This window comes from Aequorivita sublithincola DSM 14238 (assembly GCF_000265385.1).
Taxonomy (GTDB): Bacteria; Bacteroidota; Bacteroidia; order Flavobacteriales; family Flavobacteriaceae; genus Aequorivita; species Aequorivita sublithincola.
Window position 1 is genome coordinate 1850914 of the sequence record NC_018013.1, and the last position, 26454, is coordinate 1877367.

Annotated in this window: 21 protein-coding genes; 8 read left to right on the forward strand and 13 right to left on the reverse strand. The window is 36.6% G+C overall.

What is annotated here, in order from left to right:
* Positions 1-114: 114 nt before the first annotated feature.
* From pdhA to AEQSU_RS08540, 3 genes are read left to right on the forward strand one after another with little or no spacing between them, the layout of a single operon-like run.
* Positions 115-1113, forward strand: coding sequence for a pyruvate dehydrogenase (acetyl-transferring) E1 component subunit alpha (gene pdhA, locus AEQSU_RS08530; protein ID WP_014782458.1), 999 nt, complete (start codon positions 115-117; stop codon positions 1111-1113).
* Positions 1114-1116: 3 nt separating this feature from the next.
* On the forward strand, positions 1117-2892 hold the full coding sequence (locus AEQSU_RS08535; protein WP_014782459.1) for a pyruvate dehydrogenase complex dihydrolipoamide acetyltransferase: 1776 nt from the start codon (positions 1117-1119) through the stop codon (positions 2890-2892).
* 52 nt (positions 2893-2944) lie between these two features.
* Complete coding sequence (locus AEQSU_RS08540) at positions 2945-3625, forward strand: SDR family NAD(P)-dependent oxidoreductase (RefSeq protein ID WP_014782460.1); 681 nt, start codon at positions 2945-2947, stop codon at positions 3623-3625.
* On the opposite strand, the gene AEQSU_RS08545 is transcribed toward AEQSU_RS08540, so the two are convergent.
* Together AEQSU_RS08545 and AEQSU_RS08550 are read right to left on the reverse strand one after the other, a co-directional pair.
* Positions 3615-4784 carry a PepSY-associated TM helix domain-containing protein gene (locus AEQSU_RS08545; protein ID WP_014782461.1) on the reverse strand — a complete coding sequence of 390 codons (1170 nt, stop codon included), beginning with the start codon at positions 4782-4784 and terminating at the stop codon, positions 3615-3617. The two genes, AEQSU_RS08540 and AEQSU_RS08545, sit on opposite strands and share 11 nt — an antisense overlap.
* Positions 4785-4883: 99 nt before the next feature.
* Positions 4884-7265, reverse strand: coding sequence for a TonB-dependent receptor (locus tag AEQSU_RS08550; protein ID WP_014782462.1), 2382 nt, complete (start codon positions 7263-7265; stop codon positions 4884-4886).
* A gap of 245 nt (positions 7266-7510) precedes the next feature.
* On the opposite strand from AEQSU_RS08550, the gene AEQSU_RS08555 reads away from it, so the two are divergent.
* The 3 genes from AEQSU_RS08555 (at position 7511) to AEQSU_RS08565 (ending at position 10788) form a co-directional block, all read left to right on the forward strand.
* Positions 7511-8107 carry a SprT-like domain-containing protein gene (locus tag AEQSU_RS08555; RefSeq protein WP_014782463.1) on the forward strand — a complete coding sequence of 199 codons (597 nt, stop codon included), beginning with the start codon at positions 7511-7513 and terminating at the stop codon, positions 8105-8107.
* A gap of 164 nt (positions 8108-8271) precedes the next feature.
* Positions 8272-9351 carry a mannose-1-phosphate guanylyltransferase gene (locus AEQSU_RS08560; RefSeq protein ID WP_014782464.1) on the forward strand — a complete coding sequence of 360 codons (1080 nt, stop codon included), beginning with the start codon at positions 8272-8274 and terminating at the stop codon, positions 9349-9351.
* A complete protein-coding gene (locus AEQSU_RS08565) occupies positions 9352-10788 on the forward strand; it encodes a DUF389 domain-containing protein (RefSeq protein WP_014782465.1) in 1437 nt (478 codons plus the stop codon). It abuts the gene before it with no gap.
* A gap of 6 nt (positions 10789-10794) precedes the next feature.
* On the opposite strand, the gene AEQSU_RS08570 is transcribed toward AEQSU_RS08565, so the two are convergent.
* The 8 genes from AEQSU_RS08570 to gcvP all read right to left on the reverse strand — a co-directional run bounded on the left by AEQSU_RS08570 (position 10795) and on the right by gcvP (position 20598).
* Positions 10795-11559, reverse strand: coding sequence for an ABC transporter ATP-binding protein (locus AEQSU_RS08570; protein WP_014782466.1), 765 nt, complete (start codon positions 11557-11559; stop codon positions 10795-10797).
* The gene (locus AEQSU_RS08575; RefSeq protein ID WP_014782467.1) at positions 11559-12296 is read right to left on the reverse strand and encodes an MlaE family ABC transporter permease; all 738 of its coding nucleotides are present in this window, start codon (positions 12294-12296) and stop codon (positions 11559-11561) included. Before AEQSU_RS08575 ends, AEQSU_RS08570 begins: the two co-directional genes overlap by 1 nt.
* 192 nt (positions 12297-12488) lie before the next feature.
* Positions 12489-13595 (reverse strand): alkaline phosphatase, encoded by a 1107-nt coding sequence (locus AEQSU_RS08580; RefSeq protein WP_014782468.1) that lies wholly within the window; start codon positions 13593-13595, stop codon positions 12489-12491.
* Between the two features lie 94 nt (positions 13596-13689).
* Entirely contained in the window at positions 13690-14544 is an 855-nt protein-coding gene (locus AEQSU_RS08585) for a glycosyltransferase family 2 protein (RefSeq protein ID WP_014782469.1), read from the reverse strand.
* Positions 14541-15065: a class I SAM-dependent methyltransferase gene (locus AEQSU_RS08590; RefSeq protein WP_014782470.1), complete on the reverse strand. Its 525-nt coding sequence runs from the start codon at positions 15063-15065 to the stop codon at positions 14541-14543. The genes AEQSU_RS08585 and AEQSU_RS08590 overlap by 4 nt, the downstream gene beginning before the upstream one ends.
* Before the next feature lie 21 nt (positions 15066-15086).
* The gene (locus tag AEQSU_RS08595; RefSeq protein ID WP_014782471.1) at positions 15087-16532 is read right to left on the reverse strand and encodes a hypothetical protein; all 1446 of its coding nucleotides are present in this window, start codon (positions 16530-16532) and stop codon (positions 15087-15089) included.
* A gap of 48 nt (positions 16533-16580) precedes the next feature.
* Positions 16581-17639 carry a 3-oxoacyl-ACP synthase III family protein gene (locus tag AEQSU_RS08600; protein WP_014782472.1) on the reverse strand — a complete coding sequence of 353 codons (1059 nt, stop codon included), beginning with the start codon at positions 17637-17639 and terminating at the stop codon, positions 16581-16583.
* A gap of 109 nt (positions 17640-17748) precedes the next feature.
* On the reverse strand, positions 17749-20598 hold the full coding sequence (gene gcvP / locus AEQSU_RS08605; protein ID WP_014782473.1) for an aminomethyl-transferring glycine dehydrogenase: 2850 nt from the start codon (positions 20596-20598) through the stop codon (positions 17749-17751).
* Positions 20599-20888: 290 nt separating this feature from the next.
* Between gcvP and AEQSU_RS08610 the strand changes: the two genes are divergently transcribed.
* Positions 20889-21701, forward strand: coding sequence for a UbiA prenyltransferase family protein (locus AEQSU_RS08610; protein WP_014782474.1), 813 nt, complete (start codon positions 20889-20891; stop codon positions 21699-21701).
* Here AEQSU_RS08610 and AEQSU_RS08615 read toward each other — a convergent pair.
* Both AEQSU_RS08615 and AEQSU_RS08620 read right to left on the reverse strand, forming a co-directional pair.
* Positions 21698-21958 carry a hypothetical protein gene (locus tag AEQSU_RS08615; RefSeq protein WP_014782475.1) on the reverse strand — a complete coding sequence of 87 codons (261 nt, stop codon included), beginning with the start codon at positions 21956-21958 and terminating at the stop codon, positions 21698-21700. The two genes, AEQSU_RS08610 and AEQSU_RS08615, sit on opposite strands and share 4 nt — an antisense overlap.
* Before the next feature lie 5 nt (positions 21959-21963).
* Entirely contained in the window at positions 21964-22512 is a 549-nt protein-coding gene (locus tag AEQSU_RS08620) for a sigma-70 family RNA polymerase sigma factor (RefSeq protein WP_014782476.1), read from the reverse strand.
* 170 nt (positions 22513-22682) lie between these two features.
* On the opposite strand from AEQSU_RS08620, the gene AEQSU_RS08625 reads away from it, so the two are divergent.
* On the forward strand, positions 22683-24125 hold the full coding sequence (locus tag AEQSU_RS08625) for a M20/M25/M40 family metallo-hydrolase (RefSeq protein ID WP_014782477.1): 1443 nt from the start codon (positions 22683-22685) through the stop codon (positions 24123-24125).
* Between the two features lie 81 nt (positions 24126-24206).
* Here AEQSU_RS08625 and AEQSU_RS08630 read toward each other — a convergent pair whose 3' ends face one another.
* Positions 24207-26225, reverse strand: a complete 2019-nt coding sequence (locus tag AEQSU_RS08630) for a M3 family metallopeptidase (RefSeq protein ID WP_014782478.1) — start codon at positions 26223-26225, stop codon at positions 24207-24209.
* Between the last annotated feature and the right edge of the window lie 229 nt (positions 26226-26454).

The window sequence follows — 26454 nt, forward strand, 5'->3', positions numbered from 1 at the left end:
ACTTATTTGGAAATTGGAACTTGAAATTTGTTATTTCTTTGTTATTTGGATTTTGGAATTTGGTGCTTTCCCTTTTAAAGTGCTACTTTTGTTGTCCCTGTAATAAAAGTATAGATGAAAAAAATCACCAAAAAAACATACCTAGATTGGTATGAAAACATGCTCTTTTGGCGCAAGTTTGAAGATAAACTAGCGCAAGTATATATCAATCAAAAAGTAAGAGGTTTTTTACACCTCTATAATGGTCAAGAAGCCGTTTTAGCTGGTGCTTTGCACGCAATGGATCTTACTAAAGACAGAATGATAACGGCCTACAGAAACCACGTACAGCCAATCGGTATGGGCGTGGATCCAAAAAGAGTAATGGCAGAACTTTACGGAAAAGGAACAGGAACTTCCCAAGGTTTGGGTGGCTCGATGCATATTTTTTCTAAAGAACATCGCTTTTACGGCGGACACGGTATTGTTGGTGGACAAATTCCTTTAGGAGCTGGTCTGGCTTTCGCAGATAAATATTTTGATAGAGATTCCGTAACCCTAACCTATATGGGCGATGGTGCAACGCGTCAAGGTTCGCTTCATGAAACTTTTAACATGGCTATGCTTTGGAAACTTCCAGTAGTTTTCTGTGTTGAAAACAATGGGTATGCAATGGGAACTTCCGTTGCGCGAACCGCAAACCATACAGATATTTGGAAACTTGGTTTAGGGTATGAAATGCCTTGCAAACCAGTAGATGCAATGAAACCAGAGGTTGTTGCAAAAGAAATGGACGAAGCAATAAAACGAGCTCGTCGTGGTGATGGCCCAACATTTTTGGAACTAAGAACCTATCGTTATCGCGGTCACTCAATGAGTGATGCGCAACATTACCGCACCAAAGAAGAAGTGGCTAAAAAGCAAGAAGAAGACCCAATTACTTATGTGCTTCACCAGATTTACGAAAATAAATGGGCAACTGAGGCTGAAATTAAAAAGATTGACAAGAAGGTAAAAGCCAAGGTGGAAGAATGTGAAAAATTCGCAGATGAATCTCCATATCCAGACAAAAATTTAATGTTTGACGTTGTTTACGAACAAGAGGATTATCCTTTTTTATCAGATAAATTATAGAAAATGGCAGAAGTAATAAACATGCCGCGTTTGAGCGACACGATGGAAGAAGGAACGGTAGCAACCTGGCTTAAAAAAGTAGGCGATACCGTAAAAGAAGGCGATATTCTTGCCGAAATTGAAACCGATAAAGCCACGATGGAGTTTGAGTCTTTTCACGAAGGAACATTGCTTCACATTGGTCTCAATGAAGGTGAAACCGCGCCAGTGGATACTCTTTTGGCTATTATTGGAAAAAAAGACGAAGATATTTCAGATTTAATTGGCGGAAAATCTTCGGATAAGAAAGAAATATCGAAGGAAGATGAATCCAAAGATGAAAAAAAATCATCTGATAAAAAGAAGGATAAATCTGAAGATGAGGAAGAAGATGATGATTCTTCAGAAAAAGATGCTAATGAAAAAGAGGAATCTGACGACGAAGATTCAGACGAAGATGGAAAATCTGAAAGTTCTTCAGATTCTGCTGAATTACCAGAGGGCGTTGAAATAATTACAATGCCACGACTAAGCGATACAATGACCGAAGGAACTGTTGCATCTTGGCTCAAAAAAGAAGGTGATAAAGTAGAAGAAGGCGATATTCTTGCCGAAATTGAAACCGATAAAGCCACGATGGAATTTGAATCATTCTATTCAGGCACATTACTCAAAATAGCTATAGATGAAGGCGATTCTTCTCCTGTTGATGCAGTTCTTGCTATAATTGGCCCAAAAGGAACTGATTTTTCTGGTCTATTGGAAAATTATAAAAAAGGAGGAAAGTCTTCAAGCAAAAAGGAAACTTCTTCAGAAGAAAAGTCTTCCAAAGAAGATAAAAAAGAAGATAAAAAAGAAGAAAAGAAAAGTTCTGATAATGCTTCAGAAAAAGAAGGAACTAAGAAGGAAACTACTTTAGATAAAAAATCTGAGTCTTCACAAACTACAAACGAAGGCCGAATTTTCGCTTCGCCTTTAGCTAAAGTTTTGGCTGAAGAAAAAGGAATAAATCTACGTCAAGTTAACGGAAGCGGCGAAAATGGACGTATCATAAAAAGTGATATTGAGAACTACCAGCCAGCTGCTGGTGGCGGAGAAGCTTACACTCCAGTAGGAACCGAAAGTTTTGAGGAAGTGAAAAACTCCCAAATGCGTAAAACAATTGCAAAACGTTTGGCTGAATCTAAATTCTCTGCACCAGAATATTATTTAACTGTTGAGTTGGATATGGATTACGCAATTGCCGCTCGTGAAGCGATTAATGCAGATCCAGATGTAAAAATATCTTTTAACGATATGGTTATAAAAGCCTGTGCGATGGCTTTAAGAAAACATCCGCAAGTAAATAGTCAGTGGACTCCAGAAGCAACCAGAATCGCAAAGCATATCCACATTGGTGTGGCAGTTGCGGTTGATGAGGGATTATTGGTTCCTGTTCTAAAATTTGCAGACCAAATGACCTTTTCTCAAATTGGCAGACATGTAAAAGAACTTGCTGGAAAAGCGCGAAATAAAAAAATTACACCAGCCGAAATGGAAGGCAGTACGTTTACAGTTTCAAATCTTGGAATGTTTGGAATCACTGAATTCACATCTATTATAAACCAACCAAATTCCGCAATTTTATCTGTTGGCGCAATTGTTCAAAAACCAGTTGTTAAAAATGGTCAAATTGCAGTTGGTAATACAATGATAGTAACTTTGGCCTGCGATCACAGAACTGTGGATGGCGCAACGGGTGCGAAATTTTTACAAACATTACGACAGTATATTGAGAATCCTGTAACGATGTTTGTTTAACCAATTGTGGTAGGCACGAGATTATTCAAGCGCCTACTGATATTTAAAAAACATGAAAAACATAATAATTACAGGAACTTCCCGCGGCATCGGTTTCGAAATGGTTAAACTATTTTCTGAAGCGGGCCACAATGTTCTAGCACTTTCACGAAATTCAAAACCAATTTCAGATTTAAAACTGAAAAATGTTACTGCACTAGAATTCGATATTGCAGACGAATCTGAAATTGTAAAACTTTCAGCTTTTCTTCAAACGGGAATGAAAACTGTTGCTATTTTAATAAACAATGCAGGCTATTTAGTAAACAAACCTTTCGCTGAAATTTCTGCGGAAGAATTCAAAAAATGTTATGATGTAAACGTTTTTGGCGTTGCTTCATTGATGCGAACAGTGCTTCCGTTTATGAAGAAAGAAGGACACGTAGTGAACATTAGTAGTATGGGCGGCATTCAGGGAAGCGTTAAATTTCCTGGTCTAAGCGCATACAGTAGTAGTAAAGGTGCAATCATTACTTTAACCGAATTGCTTGCTGAAGAATACAAAGAAACAGGTCCTTCCTTCAATGTGATGGCTTTGGGCTCTGTGCAAACTGAAATGCTGGAAGAAGCCTTCCCAGGATTTAAAGCGCCACTTTCAGCAACCGAAATGGCGCAGTATATTATGAATTTTTCTCTTACCGGAAATAAATTCTACAACGGAAAAATATTGCAAGTTTCAAGCACTACTCCTTAACTTTAACCTTCTGCATTTTCTTGCTTTTTCTATTTTTCTTATTCAACTTATTCAGCCAAATAATAGTTCCAGTTATTGGAAGACTTGTAGCAATCAAGCAGGAAATAAAGTAGATGGTTTTTGAAAACCATCCAAAGATAGTTCCCGTATGAATTGCTTTTATGGAGCTCGCAATCTGAACATTTAAAGGTTTTTCTGAAAAAAGTTCTTTTGAAATGATACTTCCATCGCGATCAATTTTTAGTTCGTCTGAAGCAGTTTGAAGAAAATCTTGATCGTGATATTTTCGAACGCTAAAAATTTCTGATTCATCTTTAGGAATTTGGAAAACAGTTGTTCCTTCAAAAACAAGTTCGCTTTCTGTGATTTTTAATATTTCAGCAAAACTTAAGGTATCTTCATTTTGAGGAATTTTAGAATCTATTTTCGGACCGCCGCCGCGACCTCCGAAAACTTCTGTACCAAGAACAGCGCTTCCCGCATCTCTGTACCATTCAAAAGACCAAAACAGTCCGGTGAGCGACATAATCACTAAAAATACAGCAGTGTAAAAGCCTAAAGTAACGTGCAAATCGTGGTTTATTCGTTTCCATTTTCCACGCCAATCGATTTTGAAACCGGGTTTTAGACTCTTCCATTTTAGTTTTTTTAATTTCTTATTCGGAAACCAAAGTACAATTCCAGTGATGGAAATTATTAAAAAGATAATGGTTGCAATCCCAACAATGGGCCTACCTATTTTCAAATCTAGCAATAACCAACGGTGCAATTTAAAGTTTGTCATAAAAAGACCGTCTAATGGATTTTCAGCTTTTTTCACATAATTACCCTTGTACTGATCTATAAAAAAAGAAGTTCCACGTCTGTCTTCTTCATTCGTTTTTACCGAAAACTCATAAGGTTTTGTCTTTTCAAGATTAATGGTGACACGCATCACTTCGCCTTCGGAAGCAAGGGTTTCTTTCAATTTTTCTATAGGAAGAATTTCTGTAGTAGGCGAAACAATTACTTCTTCCGCAAAAAGACTTTTTATTTCTTCTTCAAAAGTAAGAACAGTTCCTGTAAGGCAGATTATCACTAAGATGATTCCACTTCCAATTCCTAACCATAAATGGATGTCGTTAATAAATTTCCGAAGGGTGTATTTTTTTTTCTTCATATATGGTTTTTAATAACGGAATCTTCCGCGATTCAGGATTTAGACGACAAATTAAAAGGCACAACCTAAGTCGTGCCTTCGCACTTAACAATCAAACAACTAAAAATTATAGCGCAGTACTCCTGCAAAGTTTCTTGGATCAGTTTGGTTTATATAGCTTGTTCTGTAAGCGTTATAGCCAATTTTGTCAAACACATTATTCAATAAAAATTGAAAACTCCAGTTTTGGTTGAATTGGTATTCTGCTTGAAAATTCACCAAAGTATAAGCATCAACATTAAATGGTTTTTGGCCAGGAACAATTCCTTGATGAGTGATTGCGCCAGAAGACCAGTCGTTTATTGGACGTTCGCCAGTAAAATAGGCTCCAGCACCCAAGGAAAGACCTTCCAAAGTATTGTTTCTGAAGGAATAATTGACGTAAGCATTAAATGTATGTTTGGGCGTGTTTAATGGCTCTGAACCGTAAACATAAGAAGTGTGCTCTTTGTACTGCGCATCAATATATGCGTAACCGCCAATCAGTTCTAAATTTTCTAAAGGTCTTCCGGTAAGTTCTACTTCAATTCCCTGACGTTGGTCGTTTCCGCCTTTTGCGTAGTATAGAATGTTCGCCCAAGTTTCATCGTAAACAGGAAGGTTTATATTCTTGTTATTGATTTTATATAGCGTTAAATTGAAGCGTAAACGGTCGTTAAGCCAAGTGGTTTTGAAACCTGTTTCCAATTGGTCATAACGCTCGTTGCCCAATTCTTCGCCATTCTCGCCTAATCGCGCGGCAGAACGCGGGTAGGAGCTGTTTGTATAGGAAACAAAAAGATTCACATTTTTGATTGGGGAAATGATAATTCCTCCCAATGGATTGAAAGCATCGCTTCGTGTATTTTCAACTTCAGAAATGGTTTCAGTAGAGCTATATCTCGCACCCAAAAAGGTTTTTAACCAAGAGTTCCACGAAATTACGTCTTGCGCCACAAAGCCTAATGAATTTGTTTTTCCGCCGTTTAGGTTTGCTTCATCAAGCGAAATATTAGGCAATCTGTGTTCAATATTTTGAAATACATTGATTGTGTCCACAACTGCCGTTGATTGCCTGGCTGTACTAAAATGTGAAGAACGATAGTCAAACCCAATTTGAAAAGTGTGTTTTATGGAACCTGTGTAAATTTTATCCCCAATTAAATCGAACTGAAGCACACTATTATCATCGTCTCGTGTAGAAGTTGAATAGCTTCGTTGACGCACATTATATAGCGGAAATTCATTCACTTCAATAGTTTTATTCAATTTTGCACCTTTATCATCCAATTTTAAAGATGAACTGTAGAAAGCACCTTTTAAAGTAAGTTTATCACTCAATTCGTGATCCATTCGGACTGCATAAGTTGTATTCTGAGTTATAGAACGATCATTTTCAAAACCTAAAAACTGCGAATGTGGAAGGTCATAAATTGCGTTTGTATCGTTTTCAGCTAAGTTTACAGTTCCTAAATCTGGCGTTCGGCTGTCGTAATAATGGTCTAATTCTAGCGTTACTGTTGTTTTGTCATTTATTTTCCATTCAAAAGAAGGATTGAAGTAAAAGCTTTCTTTTTCAACCAAATCTCTAAAACTATCAGCTCTTTCCAAAGCACCATTTAAACGAAAAGCGATGTTTTTTTCTTTGTTTAAAGGGCCAAAAACATCGAAGGTTGGCCGAATTTTTCCAAAGCTTCCACCGCGTAAACTCACGCTTCCGCCAGTAGTATATTTTGGAGTTTTAGTAACTATGTTAATGATTCCGCCGGGACTTCCTAAATCTGTAGCAACTCCTTGAGTTATGGAAGCAGTTCCTTTCAAAACTTGAATATTGTCAACGCCTTGCATATCGGTTAAAATTCCAACGCCACGAAAGTCTGAATGTATGCGAACTCCATTTTTAAGTATTGGAATTCCTCTAAACCCACGAGAAGACATACTTTCTCGCTTGTTGCCATAGGTTGCGAAAGTGTAAACACCTGGAACGTTTTTAGTGGCATCAGAAATACTCAAAGCACCTTGATCTTCAATCAATTTTTCTGAAAGAACGGATATACTTTGAATTTGTTCGTACGTTTTTAAAGGCAAACGCGTAATGGATTCTATTTTGTCAGGACGGTCATTTCGGTTTCCGAAAACTTCCACTTGATCCAGCTCATTATCGTGAGTAAGCTGAAAAATAATGCCACTTAAAACAGGTTCATTAAGATTTATGGCTACAGTTGCAGGTTTGAATCCTACGGCACTTGTGGTAAGTTGCCAAAGGCCATAAGGAATATTTGGTATGGTAAAATTTCCATCCTCATCTGCGGCACTGCCTTTTTTAAGTTCAGAAATATATGCGCTTGCAAAAGGAATGGGATTATTGTCGCTATCTGTTATAGAGCCTGTAATTTTAGCTACTTCTTGAGCCACAATAACGTGAGCACAGAGGATGAAAAGTAGGGTAGTAATAAATTTCATTTGGAGATTATTTTTATTTAGACTGAATATAATTAAGCGACAAATATATTACCTGATTTTACAATTTCAAAGTTTATTTAGAATTGTTTTAAATAAAAATATATAAGCGATTGATACTAAAATAAGTGGAATTGAATTTATTTTCTAGGAAGTTCTATTATCTGCCATTTTAAGCTGAAAAACCACGTTATATTGGCAAAGACTCTTTATTTTTGAAGACGAACAATCTTAGTTTTTTTGCTTTTATGACAGAAATACTTGAAAAATACATTCCCCAAGCTTCCGTAGTTTCAGCCTTTGAACTTATAAAAACGCATAAAGTTCATCTAAAGATTGTGAATGAACGCGTTACTCGCCACGGCGATTACCAAAAAATGCCGAATGGACAACATAAAATTACAGTCAATGCTTCGCTGAATAAATATCGATTCTTAATCACGTTGGTTCACGAGATAGCGCATTTGGAAGCTTTTACAAAATATGGAAGACTCATAAAGCCACATGGTTTGGAGTGGAAACGGACATTTCAGCTTTTGATGTTACCATTTTTGCGTCCAGAAGTTTTCCCAAATCAGCTGTTGCCATTGCTGGCGCGTCATTTCAAAAATCCAAAAGCTTCCAGTGATACAGACGCTAAGCTCGCCTTGGCTTTAAAGCAGTTTGACCCAGAGAACGATAAAAACTATATCTTTGAAATCCCCTTCGGTGGGCATTTTAGATTGTACAACGGTAAAATTTTTAAACGTGGAAATCAACGTGTAAAACGCTTTGAATGCTTAGAGGTTTCAACTGGAAGAACGTATCTTTTTAATCCTAATGCGGAAGTGGAGTTTTTGAAGTGAACCACGTACCAAGACATAAATGAACCACGACTACAGAGTCAGGATATAGTGATACAGAAAGGGTTATATATTAGATGAATATTAAATTTGCGAAAGAGAATTTCGAGCAATCCGAAATCGTCGTGGGTCGTGTTTCCCTTAAGTCGTGTCTTTAAAATTAAACTATGAACAAAGATTATTATGCAGTAATTATGGCCGGCGGCATTGGATCGCGATTTTGGCCTGTTAGTACCGAAGTATTTCCAAAGCAATTTCACGATATGCTTGGAACGGGGCAAACTTTGCTGCAAAAAACTTTTTCGCGGCTTAACAAAATTATCCCTTCAGAAAATATTTACATTCTTACTAATGAAATGTATCTGGAAATTACACTAAAACAACTTCCAGAAATTTCTGAGAAACAAGTTGTTTTAGAGCCCGCAATGCGAAATACGGCGCCTTGTATTTTACTTTCGGCTTTAAAAATTAAAAAGAGAAATCCAAATGCCATAATGCTCGTAGCGCCAAGCGATCATTGGATTGAAGATGAAAGAGCTTTTGCACAAGATGTGCAAGCTTGTTTTGATGCCGCTCAACGCGATGACATTTTACTTACATTAGGAATTGAACCAACCTTCCCAAATACAGGTTTTGGATATATTGAAAGTGATAAAAACGATTCTTCTGAAATTAAAAAAGTAAAGCAATTTTGTGAAAAGCCAGATTATGAAACAGCAAAACAATTTCTAAATGCTGGAAATTTTCTTTGGAATGCAGGAATATTTATTTGGAGCGCAAAAAATATTGTTGCTTCTTTTGAAAAGCATTTAACTGAAATGAATTCATTGTTTTCAAAAGGAATGGCTTTTTTGAACACTTCCGAAGAAAAAATATTCATAGAAGAGAATTATTCCGAAGCCCAAAATATTTCTATTGACTACGGAATTCTTGAAAAAGCTGATAATGTTTATCTAAAAAAAGCAACTTTTGATTGGAATGATTTGGGAACATGGGGCGCACTTTATGATAAGCTTGAAAAAGATGAAAACAATAATTCGGTGGTAAATGCGGAAACTTTTGTAAAAGATTCCAAGAATAATATGATTTTTATGGCTTCAAAAAAACTAGTTGTTTTGGACGGAATTGAAGACTATATTGTGGTCGATAAAGAAGATGTTTTACTTTTGTTTCCGAAGCAAAAGGAACAAGAGATTAAGGAGCTTCTAAAAGAAGTTTCAAAAAAATTTGGTAAAAAGTATTTATAAATGGAGAATACAGAACACAAGGATGATATAAAAATAACTCCGAACGACAAGGAGTTTGATCAAGTAAAGTTAAATACATGGCAAAGTATTAAACAATTTTTAAGCGAATTATTTGATATTCGGGCAGATACGGATCGCGATGCTACGATTGATGCCGTAAAGAAAGATATTTCGTTTAAAGGTCACACGGCTTGGATTCTAATCTTTTCCATATTTGTGGCTTCCATTGGTCTGAATGTTAGTAGTACGGCGGTTGTAATTGGAGCGATGCTTATTTCGCCTTTAATGGGGCCTATTGTGGGTATTGGGCTTTCCGTTGCCATTAATGATGTTGACACGTTAAAGCGTTCGCTGATAAACCTAGGAGTAATGGTTTTTCTTAGCGTGCTAACAGCTTTTCTCTATTTTAAACTTTCACCGCTAACGGAAGAAACGCCAGAACTTATAGCGAGAACCTATCCAACAATTTTGGATGTTTTGATAGCTATTTTTGGTGGTTTGGGCTTGATTGTCGCCAAGACTAAAAGTGGAACTATTGCCAGCGTTATTTTTGGTGTTGCTATTGCCACGGCGTTGATGCCGCCTTTGTGTACGGTTGGTTATGGTTTGGCAGTTGGTAATGCTTCCTATGCGGGTGGCGCGCTGTATCTTTTTTCCATAAACGCAGTTTTTATTGCGCTTTCCACGTTTATTGTTTCAAAAATTTTGCGTTTTCCAATGGTTCGTTTTGCGAATAGCAAAAGACGAAAGCGTACTGCTCAGATTGCAACAGTTATTGCTATTGCAGTAATGGTTCCCAGCGTTTGGTTGTTTATTAAATTATTGGACCAACAGGTTTTCGAAAACAAGACTAGAGATTTCGTAAAAAACATCGTTAAATATGAAGGTGCAGAAGTGGTTAAGTTCACCCATGATTATAAGTCGAGAAATATCGATGTGTATTTAATAGGTCGTCCAGTGCCACAAAACAAAATAAATGAATGGTTATCAAAACTAGAGAAAACAGAAAACTTAGAGAAAACCCATTTAAGAATCTACCAAGGCTCAGATCAAAGTAGCGAGGTGGCGGCGAAACTTTCAGGTGCAATAAAGGCTGGAATATTGGAAGATTTATATGTAAAAAACGAGCAGATAATCCAAAATAAGGATGAAAAAATAAGTTTTCTAGAAAATGAAATTGCATTATTAAAAGTTCAGAATATTCCTTTTCAAGAGTTGAGTAAAGAGTTGAAAATTAATTATGAAAATGTTGAAACCTTCAGCTATTCAAATAAAATCACGACTAACTTTAAGAAAACAGATACAGTTCCTGTAATTAGTTTACGTTGGAAAAAAAATGTTTCTTCCAAAGAAAGAAAAGCAGAATTAAAGAAAATTGAATCTTGGTTAAAATATAAATTGAAGTTAGATTCGCTTCAAGTTTCAGAATATCCTTAAAGAAGTTTACCCTTCTTTCAACTGAACTTCACGAATTTTTTTGAATAAATCTGAGGAGTAAACAAAATCAGTAACATCTTCATTATCAGTTTTGAATATTTCCTGATTATCGCCTTGCCAAACTAATTTACCATTTTTTAGTAAAACCACTTTTTCACCAATTTCCATAACCGAGTTCATATCGTGGGTAACAACGATGGTAGTGATATTGTTTTCGTGCGTAATATCTTGAATTAGGGTATCTATCAAAGTAGCCGTTTTTGGATCTAGACCTGAGTTAGGCTCATCACAAAAAAGATATTTAGGCTTGTTAACTATTGCACGGGCAATTGAAACCCGTTTTTGCATTCCACCAGAAATTTCCGCTGGAAATTTTTTGTTAACATTTTCAAGCTCTACCCGTTTTAGAACCTCATTTACACGAGCCACCATTTCATTTTTTTTCTGTTTAGTGAACATTCGAAGTGGAAACATTACATTTTCTTCAATATTCATAGAATCAAACAGCGCACCACCTTGAAAAAGCATTCCTATTTCTTCGCGAAGTGCACGTTGTTGATCGTCGTCCATATTTTGTATGGCTTTATCTTCGTAAAAAATTTTGCCTTGTTCTGGCTTAAAAAGTCCAATAAGGCATTTTAGTAAAACACTTTTTCCGCTTCCGCTTCTACCTATAATAAGGTTTGTTTTTCCTTTATCAAACTCTGTAGTTATACCTTTCAGAATTTCTTCATCTCCAAAACTTTTATGTACGTCTTCTATTTTTATCATTAGCTTAATAGGAGTTGGGTTATTATAAAGTTTGATGCTATAATAAGTACACTAGTCCACACAAATGAATTTGTACTTGCCTTTCCTACTTCTAGTGAACCACCTTTCATATAAAACCCTTGCCAAGAAGGAACCGTGGCAAGAATAAAAGCAAAAACAGAAGTTTTAAAGAATGAGTAAAAAATTTGATACGGAATAAAATCTTGCTGAACGCCAGCTATAAAATCTGATGAACTAGTAAAACCTCCATAAACACCAGCTACCCATCCGCCAAGAATTCCAAGAAACATTGCGAGAACTATTAAGAAAGGATAGAACATTAATGCAACTATTTTGGGAAATACTAAATAATTTAGAGAATTTACTCCCATAACTTCTAATGCATCAATTTGTTCCGTAACCCGCATAGAGCCTATGCTGGAGGTAATGAAGGAACCTACTTTACCCGCCATAATGATGGAAATAAATGTTGGAGCAAATTCCAGAATAACGGATTGGCGTGTTGCAAAACCTATCAAACTATCAGGAATGATTGGATTGTCCATATTTAGCGCAGTTTGAATTGCCACAACACCACCCACAAAAAAGGAGATGAAGGCAACGATGCCTAAAGAACTAATAATAAGGTCGTTGATTTCCTTAAAGATGAGATGTTTTAAAACCGATGTTTTGGTAAAACTGCCAAACACCTTTTTAAGCATCAAAAAATAGGAACCAATATCTTGTATGTACTTCATAAAATAGATAGCTAGGGCTAAAGTACTAAAATTACATCACTGAAATTTATAAAACTACGTTAAGTATTTTGTAATAAGTTTTCAGTGTTCAGTCGCGGTCTTCAGTCACAGTTTTCAGCCACAGTGTTCAGTTGGATTATGAATGTTTAAGTTCGCTCGGCAAACGAATCAACGAATCCCGACTTCACAAATTCACCTTTTCAAAAGCTCCATGATTTTATGATAAATCTCGTTGCTTTCGTAAATTCCGTTGAAGAGTATAGCGCCAGGACCTTCTGCAAATACTGGAACCATTGTTCCAGAATGTCCGGTTGTGGAAAAACTTGGTTTTATTTTGTTGTAATCGCTGCCGTCTGAAGCTAAGGTATAACCGCCAGTTTCATGGTCTGCGGTAACAATCACAAGTGTTTCGCCGTTTTGTTTTGCGAAATCTAAGGCTACGCCTAAAGTTTTGTCAAAGTCTAATAGTTCTTGAATTAAGTAGTCTGCATCATTGTCATGGCCGCCCCAATCTATTTGGCTACCTTCAACCATTAAGAAAAATCCTTTTTCGTTTTTTGAAAGTTTTTCCAAAGCCAGTTTTGTTGCGTTTGGCAGGAAGTCACCACGACCTTCGCTCATTTTAGGCATTCCGTTTTCTGCGAGTAAAATTAATTCGTTTTTTTCGCTCGGAGTAGTTGGAAGTTTGTCTGTAATTACCTCATAGCCTTTGGTTTTCATTTCTTCTAATAAATCTTTCCCGTCCTTTCTTTGGTTGAAGAATTTAAGTCCGCCACCCGCAAAAAAGTTTACGCCAGAATTTGGCGCAAACTCGGTAATCTCTTCATACATTCTTCTGCTTTTTACATGGGCATAAAAACTAGCAGGAGTGGCGTGCTGAATTGAAGATGTTGCAACAATTCCCGTCGCCAAACCTCTTTTTGATAAATGTTCAACAATAGTTGGGAGCGGGATAGTATCCTTACTTACCGCAATTGCTCCATTATAAGTCTTTTCTCCTGTAGAAAAAACGGTGGCGCCTGCAGCAGAATCTGTTACCAATTCATTGGAAGAAGAGGTTTTGCTCAAGCCTATGGTATGGAAACGTTCAAAATTTGGTTTACCGTCTTTGTAATAAATAGCGGTGGAAACTTGGCTCAAACCCATTCCATCACCGATTAAAAGAATAATATTTTTTGGTTTTTTTATTTCTAAAGAAGTTTGAGTAACCGTATTGTCCTTTACTTGAACAGTAACGCAGGAAGTTGCAATTAAAATAAATGATAAAAGAAGGGTGAGGAGGGAAAGCTTAGTTTTCATTGAAATATTTTATTTGTAAAAATAGCTAATATAAATAATTTGAGGTGTTAAGAAAAAATTCAAAATTCAGTCCCGATAGCTATCGGGATCCGAGTTAACGAATCCCAAGTTTCTTGTGAATATTCTGCCAGCGCAGATTTCTGATGAAATGTCCTTCTTCTTCTGAAACGATGAATTCTAGTTTTTCTTTTTTAGCCTTGGAATATCCTTTCATTGAATCTACAAAAAACTGAAAATTGCTTTTTTTGGAAGCTAGTTTAGTCGAAGCGATAAACGTGAGCCAAAACCCATAGCGCATTTTGTAGAAAGCTTCGCCCTGTTTAAATCTTGCCGCTTTGGTGTAAACTTTACCAGTAGGTTTAAGATGTTTTACGTGCAGCGAAGTATCGGTTTTTATTTCCCAGCCGTTATATTGTGCTAAAAGTTCGTCCACGGTGTCCCAACCCATGGTGTTTCGCAAACCTTTTATTTGTTCAAAACATTCTTTTCTGTATGCTTTTAAAGCTCCGCGAATATGGTCTTTATTGGTTAGGTTTTCTAAAATCCATTCCCCATTTTTTTCAATATAACAAAAACCACCAACCATTCCCACCGAAGGATTTCTTCGGAAAGCAGTTGCAATTTTTTCAAGATAATTCTTCGGGAAAATTAAGTCTGCATCAAACTTGCAGATAATTTCAAAATCTTGATCGATAGTTTCAAAGCCTTTGTAAAAGGCATTGATCACCTTGCTTCCTGGAGCATGTAATGCTTCAGAATTGTGAAAAACGCCTTCAACGAAATTATATTTTTCTGAAAATTGATCTATTACCTTTTGGGTGCCGTCTGTGGAAGCATCATTTACAACCACAACTTTTTGGGGAAGTAGAGTTTGATCAACTAGAGATTGGAGCGTACCGCCAATGAATGCTTCTTCGTTATGCGCCGGTATTACTATTTGAAAATTCATTTGAAGCGTTCAGCATAAACCAAATAATATCTTGGTGTAATTCTTCGAAGTATAGGTCTAATGCCTATCTTTTTTATTGGATTTGTAAACTTTTCACTTTTCACAATTCGCCAACCTGCTTTTTCTAGTAGCCAATCAAACTGCCAATCTTCAAACTCGTGGTAGTGACGATCCCATTTATCAGTTTTGCTTCTGTATGCTGAAGCAAACCAAAGTTTTAAAGGAATGGAAGCGACCAATTTTTTTGCCTGAATATCTTTTAAAACATTGAAGGGTGAAACCAAATGCTCAAAAATTTCAAAAGCGGTAACTACGTCAAATGCTTCTGTTTTTACAATAGTGGTTTCAAGGTCAAGGTCTTCGCCATTGGAATTTGTAACGTTGAAGCCTTCTTTAGTAAGTATTTCAGAAAACGGATTTTGAACGCCTAAATCGAGAATCCTGTCCTCTTTAGAAATAACTTCGTTTAGAAATTGTAGCGTGTGCTTGTATCTTTTCGTTGGAAATTTGCCTTCATACATATTCTTAAAGTAATGGCTTTTCTAATTTAATGATATCTTAATTCCAGAAAGGAAATAGTCAGGATTATCCGTGCCAAAAGCCATGTATATATATAGTGTTCCATTCTTTATAATCGGTGAAGCAAAGGCGCCTAAATGATCCCAAGCCCAATCATAAATTGGATATTTGTTATATAATTGCACTGGATTAATTAATAATGGACTTCTGCTGTCGTGGTTCCAAATATTCCCATCCCAATTCATCAAGCCGTATTCTCTATTGTTTGAAGTTAAATAACTTGAAGACTCTTCTTCACTACCTAATAAAATATACAATTTTGAATTAAACTGAATGTACGAAGCGTCGTCAGCTTTTCCTCTTAAATACCCAATTCCGGTACTCCCTTTTTGTAAAATTTTTGAAGATATAATACTGCTGTTTTGATCTAAGGCGTCAAATAAATTAGTGGCAATTACTTCGTGAATCTCTCTATCAATGGAACGCGGATTTCGTTTATGGAAAATAATCCTGAAATTATTTTCAAACTTTGTTAGGGCTAAAGGGAAGCTGTTTTGGTCATTTCCATGCCATTCAGGAATCATAATCTCCTTAGGTTGTTGAACGATATTAAGTTCTTCATCTATAATCATATATGCAGATGTGTAATTATCGTTAGGTTGCTGAACACCAAGTAAGACGAGATAGTTTCCGTTTTCTAATTTATATGGATTATCACTAGAAAAAACGTTTCCATTGGTCTTTGCAAATGGTATCATATCGGTGCTTAAAATCTTCTCGTCATGAAATGTCCAATCTTCTAAATTATCGCTGCTAGCATAATAGATACTTCTTTTTGCGTGAGATCCAAAAACCACAGGTGTTAAAAGCACAAAAGTTCCGTCTGTTTTTTCAATAATTCCACCTGGTTGGATGTAATTAAAAACTCCCTCAGAAACGCGGGTTGGATATGGATTAAACAATGGGCGGTCATTGATAATATCATAATTTACGAAAGGATTAAAAAACTCTAGGGTTGCGCCTATATTTTTGTTTAAATCTCCTAAATAAGTTTCACCTAATGTAATCCAACCACTAACTGTATCAATACTTTCAATTTCAACCAAAGTTGAAGCTTCACTGCCTTGAGTTACAAACCAACTTCGATTATTATTTGCCTGAACCAATAAATTTTCCAAATAGGAATAATTGGTTTTAATTCTATTGTTTACTTCATCGTACGCTACTATTTGAACAGGATTTTCTCTTTTCAAATTATTGAATCTATCTGAAATTAATGCGTTTGAAAATAGATAATTTAGACTACCTTCTGGAAAAGTTTCTTCGACGCCGGTACCTGTGCCGGTTCCAGTACCTGTGCCAGTACCTGTTCCAGATCCTGGATCGTCATCTATGTTTGGTTCTACATCATCATTACTACAAGAAATGATAATAGAAAATACACTTAATAATAAAATTTTCTTTAACATATTATAAATTTGAAAGACTTGTTTACAGAATTCATAATTCTGAATTAATTAAATCTTATAAACAATAGCATTAATGTTCATCCCAGCACCTACACTCGCAAAAATAACAACATCGCCTTTTTCAATGGAATGTCCTTCCATTTCATTATTCAAAACCAAATCATAAAGAGTTGGGACGGTTGCAACGCTGCTGTTGCCCAATTTATCAATGCTCATAGGCATAATTTTTTCAGGTGGCGTTTTACCGTAAAGTTTGTAAAAACGGTTTACGATGGCTTCGTCCATTTTTTCGTTTGCCTGATGGATAAAGATTTTTTTCACTTCATCTATACCAATTCCGGTTTTGTCCAAGCACGTTTTCATTGCATCCGGCACGTGGTTTAAAGCGAATTCGTAAATTTTTCTACCGTACATTTTTATGTAACGACGATTATCTTTTTTCTCCAGGTTGTTGCTTTCGCCAAAAAATATGAAATGTGCCTCATCAAAAGCATAGGTAGCGCTAAAATGATTTAGAATTCCGCCCGCTTCTTTAGTAGCTTCAACTATCGCTGCGCCAGCACCATCACTGTAAATCATGGAATCCCTATCGTGAGGATCTACTACGCGAGAGAGAGCTTCGGCACCTATAACCAAACATTTTGTGGCAATTCCAGCTTTTATAAAAGCATAGGCTTGTATCATTCCTTCAATCCATCCTGGACACCCAAAAAGCACATCATAACCAACACATTTTGGATTTTGGATTTTTAGATTGTGCTTTACGCGTGTTGCAATGCTGGGAACGGTATCGCTCTGAACGGAACCATGTTTTACGTCGCCATAATTATGTGCAACAATTATATAATCGAGTTCTTCTTTATTTATTCCAGCATCTTTAATGGCATTTTCCGCCGCAAAGGATGCAATGTCTGAAGTGCTTAAGTTTTTAGGAATATAACGTCGTTCAGCAATTCCAGTAATGGCCTTGAACTTTTCAATGATGGTTTCGTTTTCTTGGCCAAAACGAGTCCCGTCTTCATTGTAGAAATGATGGTTGCCAAAATGTTCGTTTTTCGCAATCTCACTGGGAATATAACTTCCTATGCCTGTTATTTTGACATTCATATACTGAAAAGTTTGGTTAAAAGTACGGAAAAAAAGTTTGCAGTATTCAGTAGCAGTATTCAGTAAAAATATTTTGCTTTGAAACTGCCTACTGCGACTGCCTACTTAATTATGCTTCCATATAAGCTTCAATTGGGTTACAGGTACATATTAAATTTCTGTCGCCAAACGCATCATCTACTCTTCTAATGGAAGGCCAGAATTTATTTTCTGAAACATATTCCATTGGGAAAGCCGCCTCTTGTCTGCTGTATGGGAAATCCCATTCATCAGCAGTAAGCATTTCCAAAGTATGTGGCGAATTTTTCAATACGTTGTTAAAGTCGTCTTTGTCTGCTGCTTCAATTTCTTTTCTGATAGAAATCATTGCATCACAGAATTGATCCAAAGCCATCTTGCTTTCACTTTCCGTTGGTTCTATCATCAAAGTTCCCGCAATTGGGAAAGAAACCGTTGGCGCGTGGAAACCATAGTCCATCAATCGTTTTGCAATATCTGTTACTTCAATTCCTTTTGCTTTAAATGGACGACAATCCACAATCATTTCGTGAGCGGCACGGCCTCTTTCGCCTGCGTAAAGCACTTCGTAATGGCCGTTCAGTCTTTCTTTAATGTAGTTGGCGTTTAAAATTGCGTATTGCGTAGCTTTTTTCAAACCATTTACGCCAAGCATGCAGATGTAAGCGTAGCTAATTAAACAAACCAGCGAACTACCATAAGGAGCTCCGGAAATTGCAGAAATAGCGTTTTCGCCACCCGTTGCAATAATAGGGTTTGAGGGTAAAAATGGAACCAACTGTTTTGCAACACAAATAGGTCCAACTCCTGGACCACCACCGCCGTGAGGAATGGCGAAGGTTTTGTGAAGATTTAAGTGGCATACGTCTGCACCAATTGCGCCCGGATTGGTCAAGCCAACTTGCGCATTCATATTTGCACCGTCCATATAAACTTGTCCACCATTTTCGTGAATTATACTTGTTACTTCGCGAATGGCAGATTCATATACGCCGTGTGTTGAAGGATAAGTAACCATCAAACAAGAAAGATTGTCTTTGTGTTTCAGTGCTTTTTCGCGAAGATCTTCTACGTCAATATTCCCTTCCTCCGTAGATTTTGTAACAATTACTTGCATTCCGGCCATAACAGCACTTGCAGGATTTGTTCCGTGTGCAGAAGCAGGAATTAAGCAGATATTTCTATGTTCTTGTCCTTGTGATTCGTGATAGGCTCTTATTACCATCAAACCAGCATATTCACCTTGTGCACCACTATTTGGTTGAAGAGAAGTGCCAGCAAAACCTGTGATTTCTGTAAGTTGTTTTTCCAGTTTCTTTAAAACAATTTGATATCCTTCGGCTTGTTCCACTGGAACGAAAGGGTGCATATTGCCCCACATTGGGTCGCTCAATGGTAGCATTTCCGCAGCGGCGTTAAGTTTCATCGTGCAAGAACCTAAAGATATCATAGAGTGGTTTAACGAAAGATCTTTGCGTTCCAGTCTTTTTATGTAACGCATTAAATCTGTTTCACTGTGATATTTGTTGAAGACTTCTTGTTGAAGAAATTCAGTTTTACGAGCAACTTCTCGTGGAATTTTATTGCCAGTTTCTAACTCGGTAATCTTTTGGAAATCCTTTTTTATGGCTTCGGAAAAGATTGCAACTATTTTGTTGAGGTCTTTAACGGTTGTAGTTTCATTAATTGAAATTGAAACCGTTTCGTCATTAGGATAGTAGAAGTTTACTTCTTTCGCTTCTGCTAAAAACTTGATTTTTGTAGCATCAGCTTTTATTGCGATAGTATCAAAATAAGTTTTGTTCATTTGTTCGAAGCCTAACTTTTCCAAAGCAGTTGCAAGCGTTGCAGCCCCATTGTGAACTTTTTGAGCGATGTGTTTTAAACCTTCTGGCCCGTGATAAACCGCGTACATTCCAGCCATAACAGCCAATAACACTTGCGCTGTACAAATGTTTGAAGTTGCTTTATCGCGCTTTATGTGTTGTTCACGTGTTTGAAGTGCCATTCGTAAAGCACGGTTTCCATCAGTATCTTTTGTAACACCAATAATTCTTCCAGGAATGCTGCGTTTGTATTCATCTTTTGTAGCGAAGAATGCTGCGTGAGGTCCACCGTAACCCAACGGAATTCCGAAACGTTGCGTGGTTCCAACAACTACATCTACTCCAAATTTTCCTGGAGATTCTAGCATTACAAGACTTAGAATATCTGCAGCAACAGCAACTTTTATTTGGTTGTCGTTCGCTTTCTCAATAAATTCTTTATAGTCGTGAACTTTTCCAGTTCTACCAGGATATTGAATAATTGCGCCAAAAAATTCATCTGAAAAGTCGAAATCTTCGTGCTTACCAATAACCAATTCTACGCCAATAGGTTCAGAACGAGTTTGCAAAAGCGCCAGTGTTTGCGGAAGTATTTCTTCAGAAACAAAAAACTTGGAAGCGTTACTTTTTTTCTTGTCCTTTTCACGAACTGCGAAAAGCAAGGCCATTGCTTCTGCTGCTGCGGTAGATTCGTCTAAAAGAGATGCATTTGCCAATTCCATTCCAGTTAAATCTGTAACAACGGTTTGGAAATTCAACAAAGCTTCTAGTCTTCCTTGTGCAATTTCAGCTTGGTAAGGAGTGTAAGCTGTGTACCATCCGGGGTTTTCCAAAATATTTCGTTGGATAACGGGTGGTAAATTGGACTGATGATAGCCAAGCCCAATATATGTTTTGAAAAGTTTATTTTTTGTGGAAAGTTCAGTAATGTGCTCAAGATATTCCTGTTCGCTCATTGCCGTGTCCAGATCTAATGCTTTTTTAAGCAGAATATCATCTGGAACTGTTTCATAAATTAGTTGGTCTAGGGAGCTTGCACCAATGGTTTTAAGCATTTCTGGAAGGTCGTTTTCCCGGGGACCGATATGCCTTAAAGCAAAAGAATCTGTATTCATTGATTTGCGATTGAAATTTAGCTGGCAAAATTACAATTTTAAACCTAAATCACTTCACATATTAGTGTCCGAAAAATTTAATTTTTCAACTAAATGTGAAGGTTACTAACACTTTGAGCTAAATAAAGTTTTCCAATAAGTCAAGAATTAATGATTTTGTGAAAAAATGAAGTTTTTTTGGGTTACTTAACAGCGCTACGAAAGGAAAAAATCACGAAATTTGGGGTTAATCATTAAATTTTTAAACTGTTGAAAAATCTTAAAACAATTCATCGGTAATTTTTTTCACGATGAAGTTTTTAAACCAAGCATTTGCGTTTTATGTAAATAGCAGCATCCACGTTGCCTTGGCAGTCGTGGCATTGCTGGCGGTTTCCGTTATGGAATATGATTTGATTATTCCAAACGAGCTTTGGGCTTTTGTTTTTCTGGGCGCATTAACGGGTTATAATTTTGTGAAATATGCTAAAGTCGCAGGATTGCACCATCGCAGCCTGACTCAATCTTTAAAAACGATACAAGTTCTTTCAGGAGTTTGTTTTTTAGCACTTGCTATTATAGCTTTTCAACTTTCCATAACAACTCTTTTGGTCACAACAGCTTTTGGTCTTGCTACTTTTTTTTATGCAGTACCTTTTATAAGACATAAAAATCTTCGGAATTTTTCTGGATTGAAGATTTTTGTTGTGGCTTTTGTTTGGGCAGGAGTTACAGTAATTGTTCCATTTGTAGCTTCTGAAAATGATATTTCTGGAGATGTGTTGCTGACTTTCTTACAGCGTATTTTGATAGTTGTGGCGCTCATTCTGCCTTTTGAAATTCGTGACGTACCTTATGATTCACTTAATTTGAAAACGTTACCGCAACAAGTTGGTGTAAGGCAAACAAAATTATTAGGCGAAGTTTTATTGACCCTTTGTTTGGTTTTTGAATTTTTTAAAGAAAATTCTGGGGTGGCTTATATTGTAAGTATGCTTATTTTTTGTGTGGTTTTGGGTTGGATGATTGTTATCTCCAAAACCAATCAAACACGCTATTTTTCTTCTTTTTGGGTGGAGGCTTTGCCAATACTTTGGTTCCTTGTCTTTGTGCTTTTTAATTAACTTTGAATTCTTCGCTCATTATCTATTTCATGCCGAAGTCGCGCTTTTAGAATCTCTTTTTCTTCAGGACGAAGTGTTTTGATATTTGCCGAATTTATGGTTTTGGTAAGTTTCACATTACGTTTGGTGTAGCCACGGCAAATTTTACACATCAATAAATGTATGTGTAACATTAATTTATCAAAAAAGCCAGCCTCTTTGTATTGACTTTTGTCGCATACATTAGTTGCTTCATCACACTTAAAAAAAAACTTCATATTCTCTAATTAAACCAATTCTTCTCTAGGCACGATACCATTGTTTTTCGTGCCCGATGGATTATTACCCACAAGTTAGACGGCGTAATATTGTATTCTTTACAAATAGCTTCGGTATCAAAATTTTCAATGGTTTTCTTTTTAAAAATTGCGGCTTGTTTTTCGGGTAGTTTGTTCAAACATTCCAAAATTGCAAGTCTCAATTCTTCGTTTTCCATTGTATCCTCGGCAGTTCTGTCAAAAGGATCAGCAGCGTTCTCTTCAAGCCAGTCTCCTTCTGAGTCTTCGTCGCGGTAATTGATATGAACTTCAGCTTTTCCTTTTTTGGAATTAATTTTTCTATAATAATCGATTATTTTTCGCTTTAAGATGGAAATAAGCCAGGTTCGTTCCGAAGCCTCTCCTTTAAAGTTTTTTTTCGATTTAAGTCCCGCCAAAAAAGTTTCAGAAATTAGGTCTTGCGCAACTATGTGATCGTTTACCCTAACAATCGTGTAATTGTAAAGGTAGTCCGCATAGTTGTCAATCCATTGGTCGGGATTCAGTAGTTCCAAAAGAATAGTTTTTTGCCTATTTCAAAAATAGGGAAGTTTTTAAAACATATACGAAAAAGCTAACTGTTTAGTTTGAAATATTTTATATTGAAATAGTTAAACTTTCATAATGCAACCATAAATTCAGCAGAAACTTTATTTTTACAACATTAACTTTATAAAATTCCTCAATGAAAAAATTTACTACATTACTTTTTACGTTCCTTTTATTTTCAGCTGCTGCAATTGCACAACACGGAACTTCCTTTTATGCAACTATGGACGCTGCAGATGCTATTTCCATTCAGAAGCTTTACCCAAACGAGATTCAGATTTTGGAAAGTAAAGACAATCAGGCTGCTGTTTTGCTTTCTGAAGAAGTGGCGCATAAAATTCACGATAACGTTCGTACTCACGGACCTGGATATATTTTCAAGGCTTCCAAAGAAAAAGCTCTTAGCGCTTTAAACACCGTGCAACGCAGAAATTCGCTATTAGACTATACTATTACTGAAGACGTTTTGGTAACCGAATGTCTGGATTTAGTAAACGGACAAAACATTGAAGACAATATTTTAGAACTTCAAAATTATGGGACGCGCTACCACACAAAATCTCAAGCTGTTCAGGCAGTGATGGACCAACAGGCAAAATGGGATGCTATGATTCTGGCATCGGGAAGATCAGACGTTCACACTCGTATTTACAATCACGTGAATACGCCAATGCCTTCCGTTATTTTAACTATTGATGGTGCAAATACGCCAGATGAGTTTGTAATTATTGGTGGGCATATTGATTCAACATCTTCCAATAAAAACGATGCTCCTGGCGCGGATGATAACGCTTCTGGAATTTCATCATTAAATGAAATGGTTAGAGTGCTTTTGGCAAAAGGCTTTGTTCCAAACAGAAGTATTGAAGTAATGGCTTTTGCTGCTGAGGAAATTGGATTAGTAGGTTCAGCTGAAATTGCTGAAGAATACGCTACTAATGGAGTGAACGTAGCTGCTTATGTGCAGTTTGATATGACGGGCTACAAAGGCTCTAGTAGAAGTATTTACATTACAACCGATTCTTATAACAGCCCTACACTAAACAATTATTTAACCGATTTGATGGATCATTACAACGCTTCTGGTGCTCATAGTTTTAATTATGCCACAACCGTATGTGGTTATGGGTGCTCAGATCACGCCAGTTGGGCGGCGAATGGATATGATGCTGCTTTTCCTTTTGAAGCATCTTTTAGTCAAGACAATCCCAATATTCACAGTTCTGGAGATTTGTATTCATTTTTCAATACCCCAGATCACGCTGTGAAATTTGCAAAATTAGGTTTGGAATTTTTAATTGAAGCCGCAAAATCAGAGTTGCTTTCCGTTAATGATTTTTCTGAAAAAGCGATTAGCGTTTTTGTAAAAGACAAGGTGTTTAATTATCAATTAAACAACACAGTTTCCAACGTAAAAGAAGTATCAATTTTTAACGTTGCTGGACAAAGAATAATTTCTGAAAACTTGAATAATGAAGCAGGAAGCTTTCAGCTTAGCCAATTTGCACAAGGTTTTTACATTGCCCAGTTTGCCTTGGAAAACGGACATACCGTTTCGAAGAAATTTCTATTGAATTAATATACTTTAGCCAATTGTCTATATATTAACCATAATTAGAAAAGGCTTTAAAAGTTATGTAACTTTTAAAGCCTTTTTATATTAAAGCAATCCTGCTCTTTTCAACAAAGCTTCCGGATCTGGTTTTTGTCCTCGGAATTTAATGTAAAGCTGCATCGGATCTTGAGTTCCACCTTGTGAAAGCACGAAATTTTTGAACTTATCCGCTACTTTTCTATTAAAAATCCCTTCCTGCTGAAAATACGCGAAAGCATCTGCATCCAATACTTCAGCCCATTTGTAACTGTAATATCCTGCGGAATAACCTCCTTGGAAAATATGTGAAAAGGAAGTACTCATACAGTTTTCCTTCACATCTGGATAAAGTTGAGTATCATCAAATGCAACGACTTCAAAATCTTTAACATCCGTTATTCTTGATGGATCTTGGCCGTGCCATGACATATCCAGCAATCCAAAACTTAATTGACGTAGGGTTGCCATTCCCTCTAAGAAGGTGGCTGAATCTTTTATCTTTTCAACATATTCCATTGGGATTACTTCGCCAGTTTTATAATGCGTTGCGAAGAGTTCCAAGGTTTCTTTTTCGTAACACCAATTCTCTAAGATTTGGCTTGGTAATTCTACAAAATCCCAATAAACACTTGTGCCAGAAAGGCTAGGGTAGTGAGTGTTTGCTAACATTCCGTGAAGGGCGTGGCCAAATTCGTGGAATAATGTTGTTACTTCATTAAAAGTTAAAAGTGAAGGTTTGCTAGCTGTAGGTTTTGTGAAATTGCAAACTATTGAAATATGCGGGCGGTCGTTTTTACCGTCCTTCATTTGTTGTGGTTTGTAAGAAGTCATCCACGCGCCATTTCGTTTCCCGGCTCGCGGGTGGAAATCTGCGTAAAAGATGGCAACCAATTCGCCTTCATCATCTTTTACTTCGTATGTTTTTATGTCTGCTTGGTATTTGTCTATGTTTTGTACTTCTTCAAAATGAAGTCCGTAGAGTTTTTCGGCAACTGTAAAAACACCGCTGATTACATTTTTTAATTCGAAATAAGGCTTTAGCTTTTCATCATCCAGATTAAAAAGTTTCTGTTTTAGTTTTTCTGAATAGTATGCGCCGTCCCATTTTTCTAGACGGTCAATATTGTCTAGTTCTTTTGCGAAAGCGGTTAGTTCTTCAAATTCTTTTTTGGCAGCAGGTTTTGCTTTTTCGAGCAATTCATTTAAAAATGATTTTACTTTTTCGGGGGTTTCAGCCATTCGTTCTTCGAGAACAAAATGTGCGTGACTTTTATAACCCAACAAGTTTGCGCGTTTATGACGAAGCGTTACAATTTGTAAAACATTTTGCTGATTATCCAAGGCGTCATTGTGAAAACCTTTAGCGCCAAAAGCAATCGCTAACTTTTTACGAAGTTCTCTGTTGTCAGCATAAGTTAGAAAAGGAACATAGCTTGGATAATCTAAGGTAAAAACCCAACCTTCTTTTCCTTTTTCTTCTGCAGTTTGGGCTGCGGCTTCAATAACGCCTTCAGGTAAGCCTGAAAGATCTTTTTCCGATGTAATATGAAGTTCAAATTTGTTGGTTTCGGCTAAAATATTTTCGCCAAAAGTTAGGCTCAGTTTTGAGAGTTCTGTGTCTATTTTACGCAGTTCCATTTTCTTTTCTTCGGAAAGGTTTGCGCCATTTCTTGAAAATGCCTTATACTTTTTATCTAATAGCATTTGCTGTTCTTCGGAAATGTTTAGACTGTCTTTTTGTTTGTAAACCTTTTTTATTCTTTCGAACAACGCTTCATTTAACAAAATATCGTTACTAAATTCAGTAAGCATAGGCGAAATTTCCTGCGCTATTTTTTGAATTTCATCGTTTGTTTCGGCACTGTTGAGGTTGAAGAAAATACTCGTAGCACGATCTAATAACTCACCTGTATTTTCCAAAGCTTCCACCGTGTTTTTGAAAGTAGCTTCTTCGGCATTTGAAGTTATTGCATCAATTTCTGCCTTCGTTTCTTTAATTAATTTGGTGATTGCTGGGAGGAAGTGTGCGTTTTCTATTTTGGAAAATGGAGCGGTATTGTATGATTTTAAAAGAGGATTGTTCATAATGTACTTTATGTTTGAAATATGCTTATGGTCGAAAATAATGCCAAAGGGGTAAAAAGCTAATCACGACAAGAATTAATGACAGGACTATGCCAATTAGGCTGAGTTTTCTAAATGATTTAAAACCTTTTATTCCAAAGAAAACACCAATGAGTCCAATAATTAAGGCTGACATTTTGTGAACTTTTGGAGTTATAATTAAGCCAGGTTCGCTAAGTTGTTGATGGGG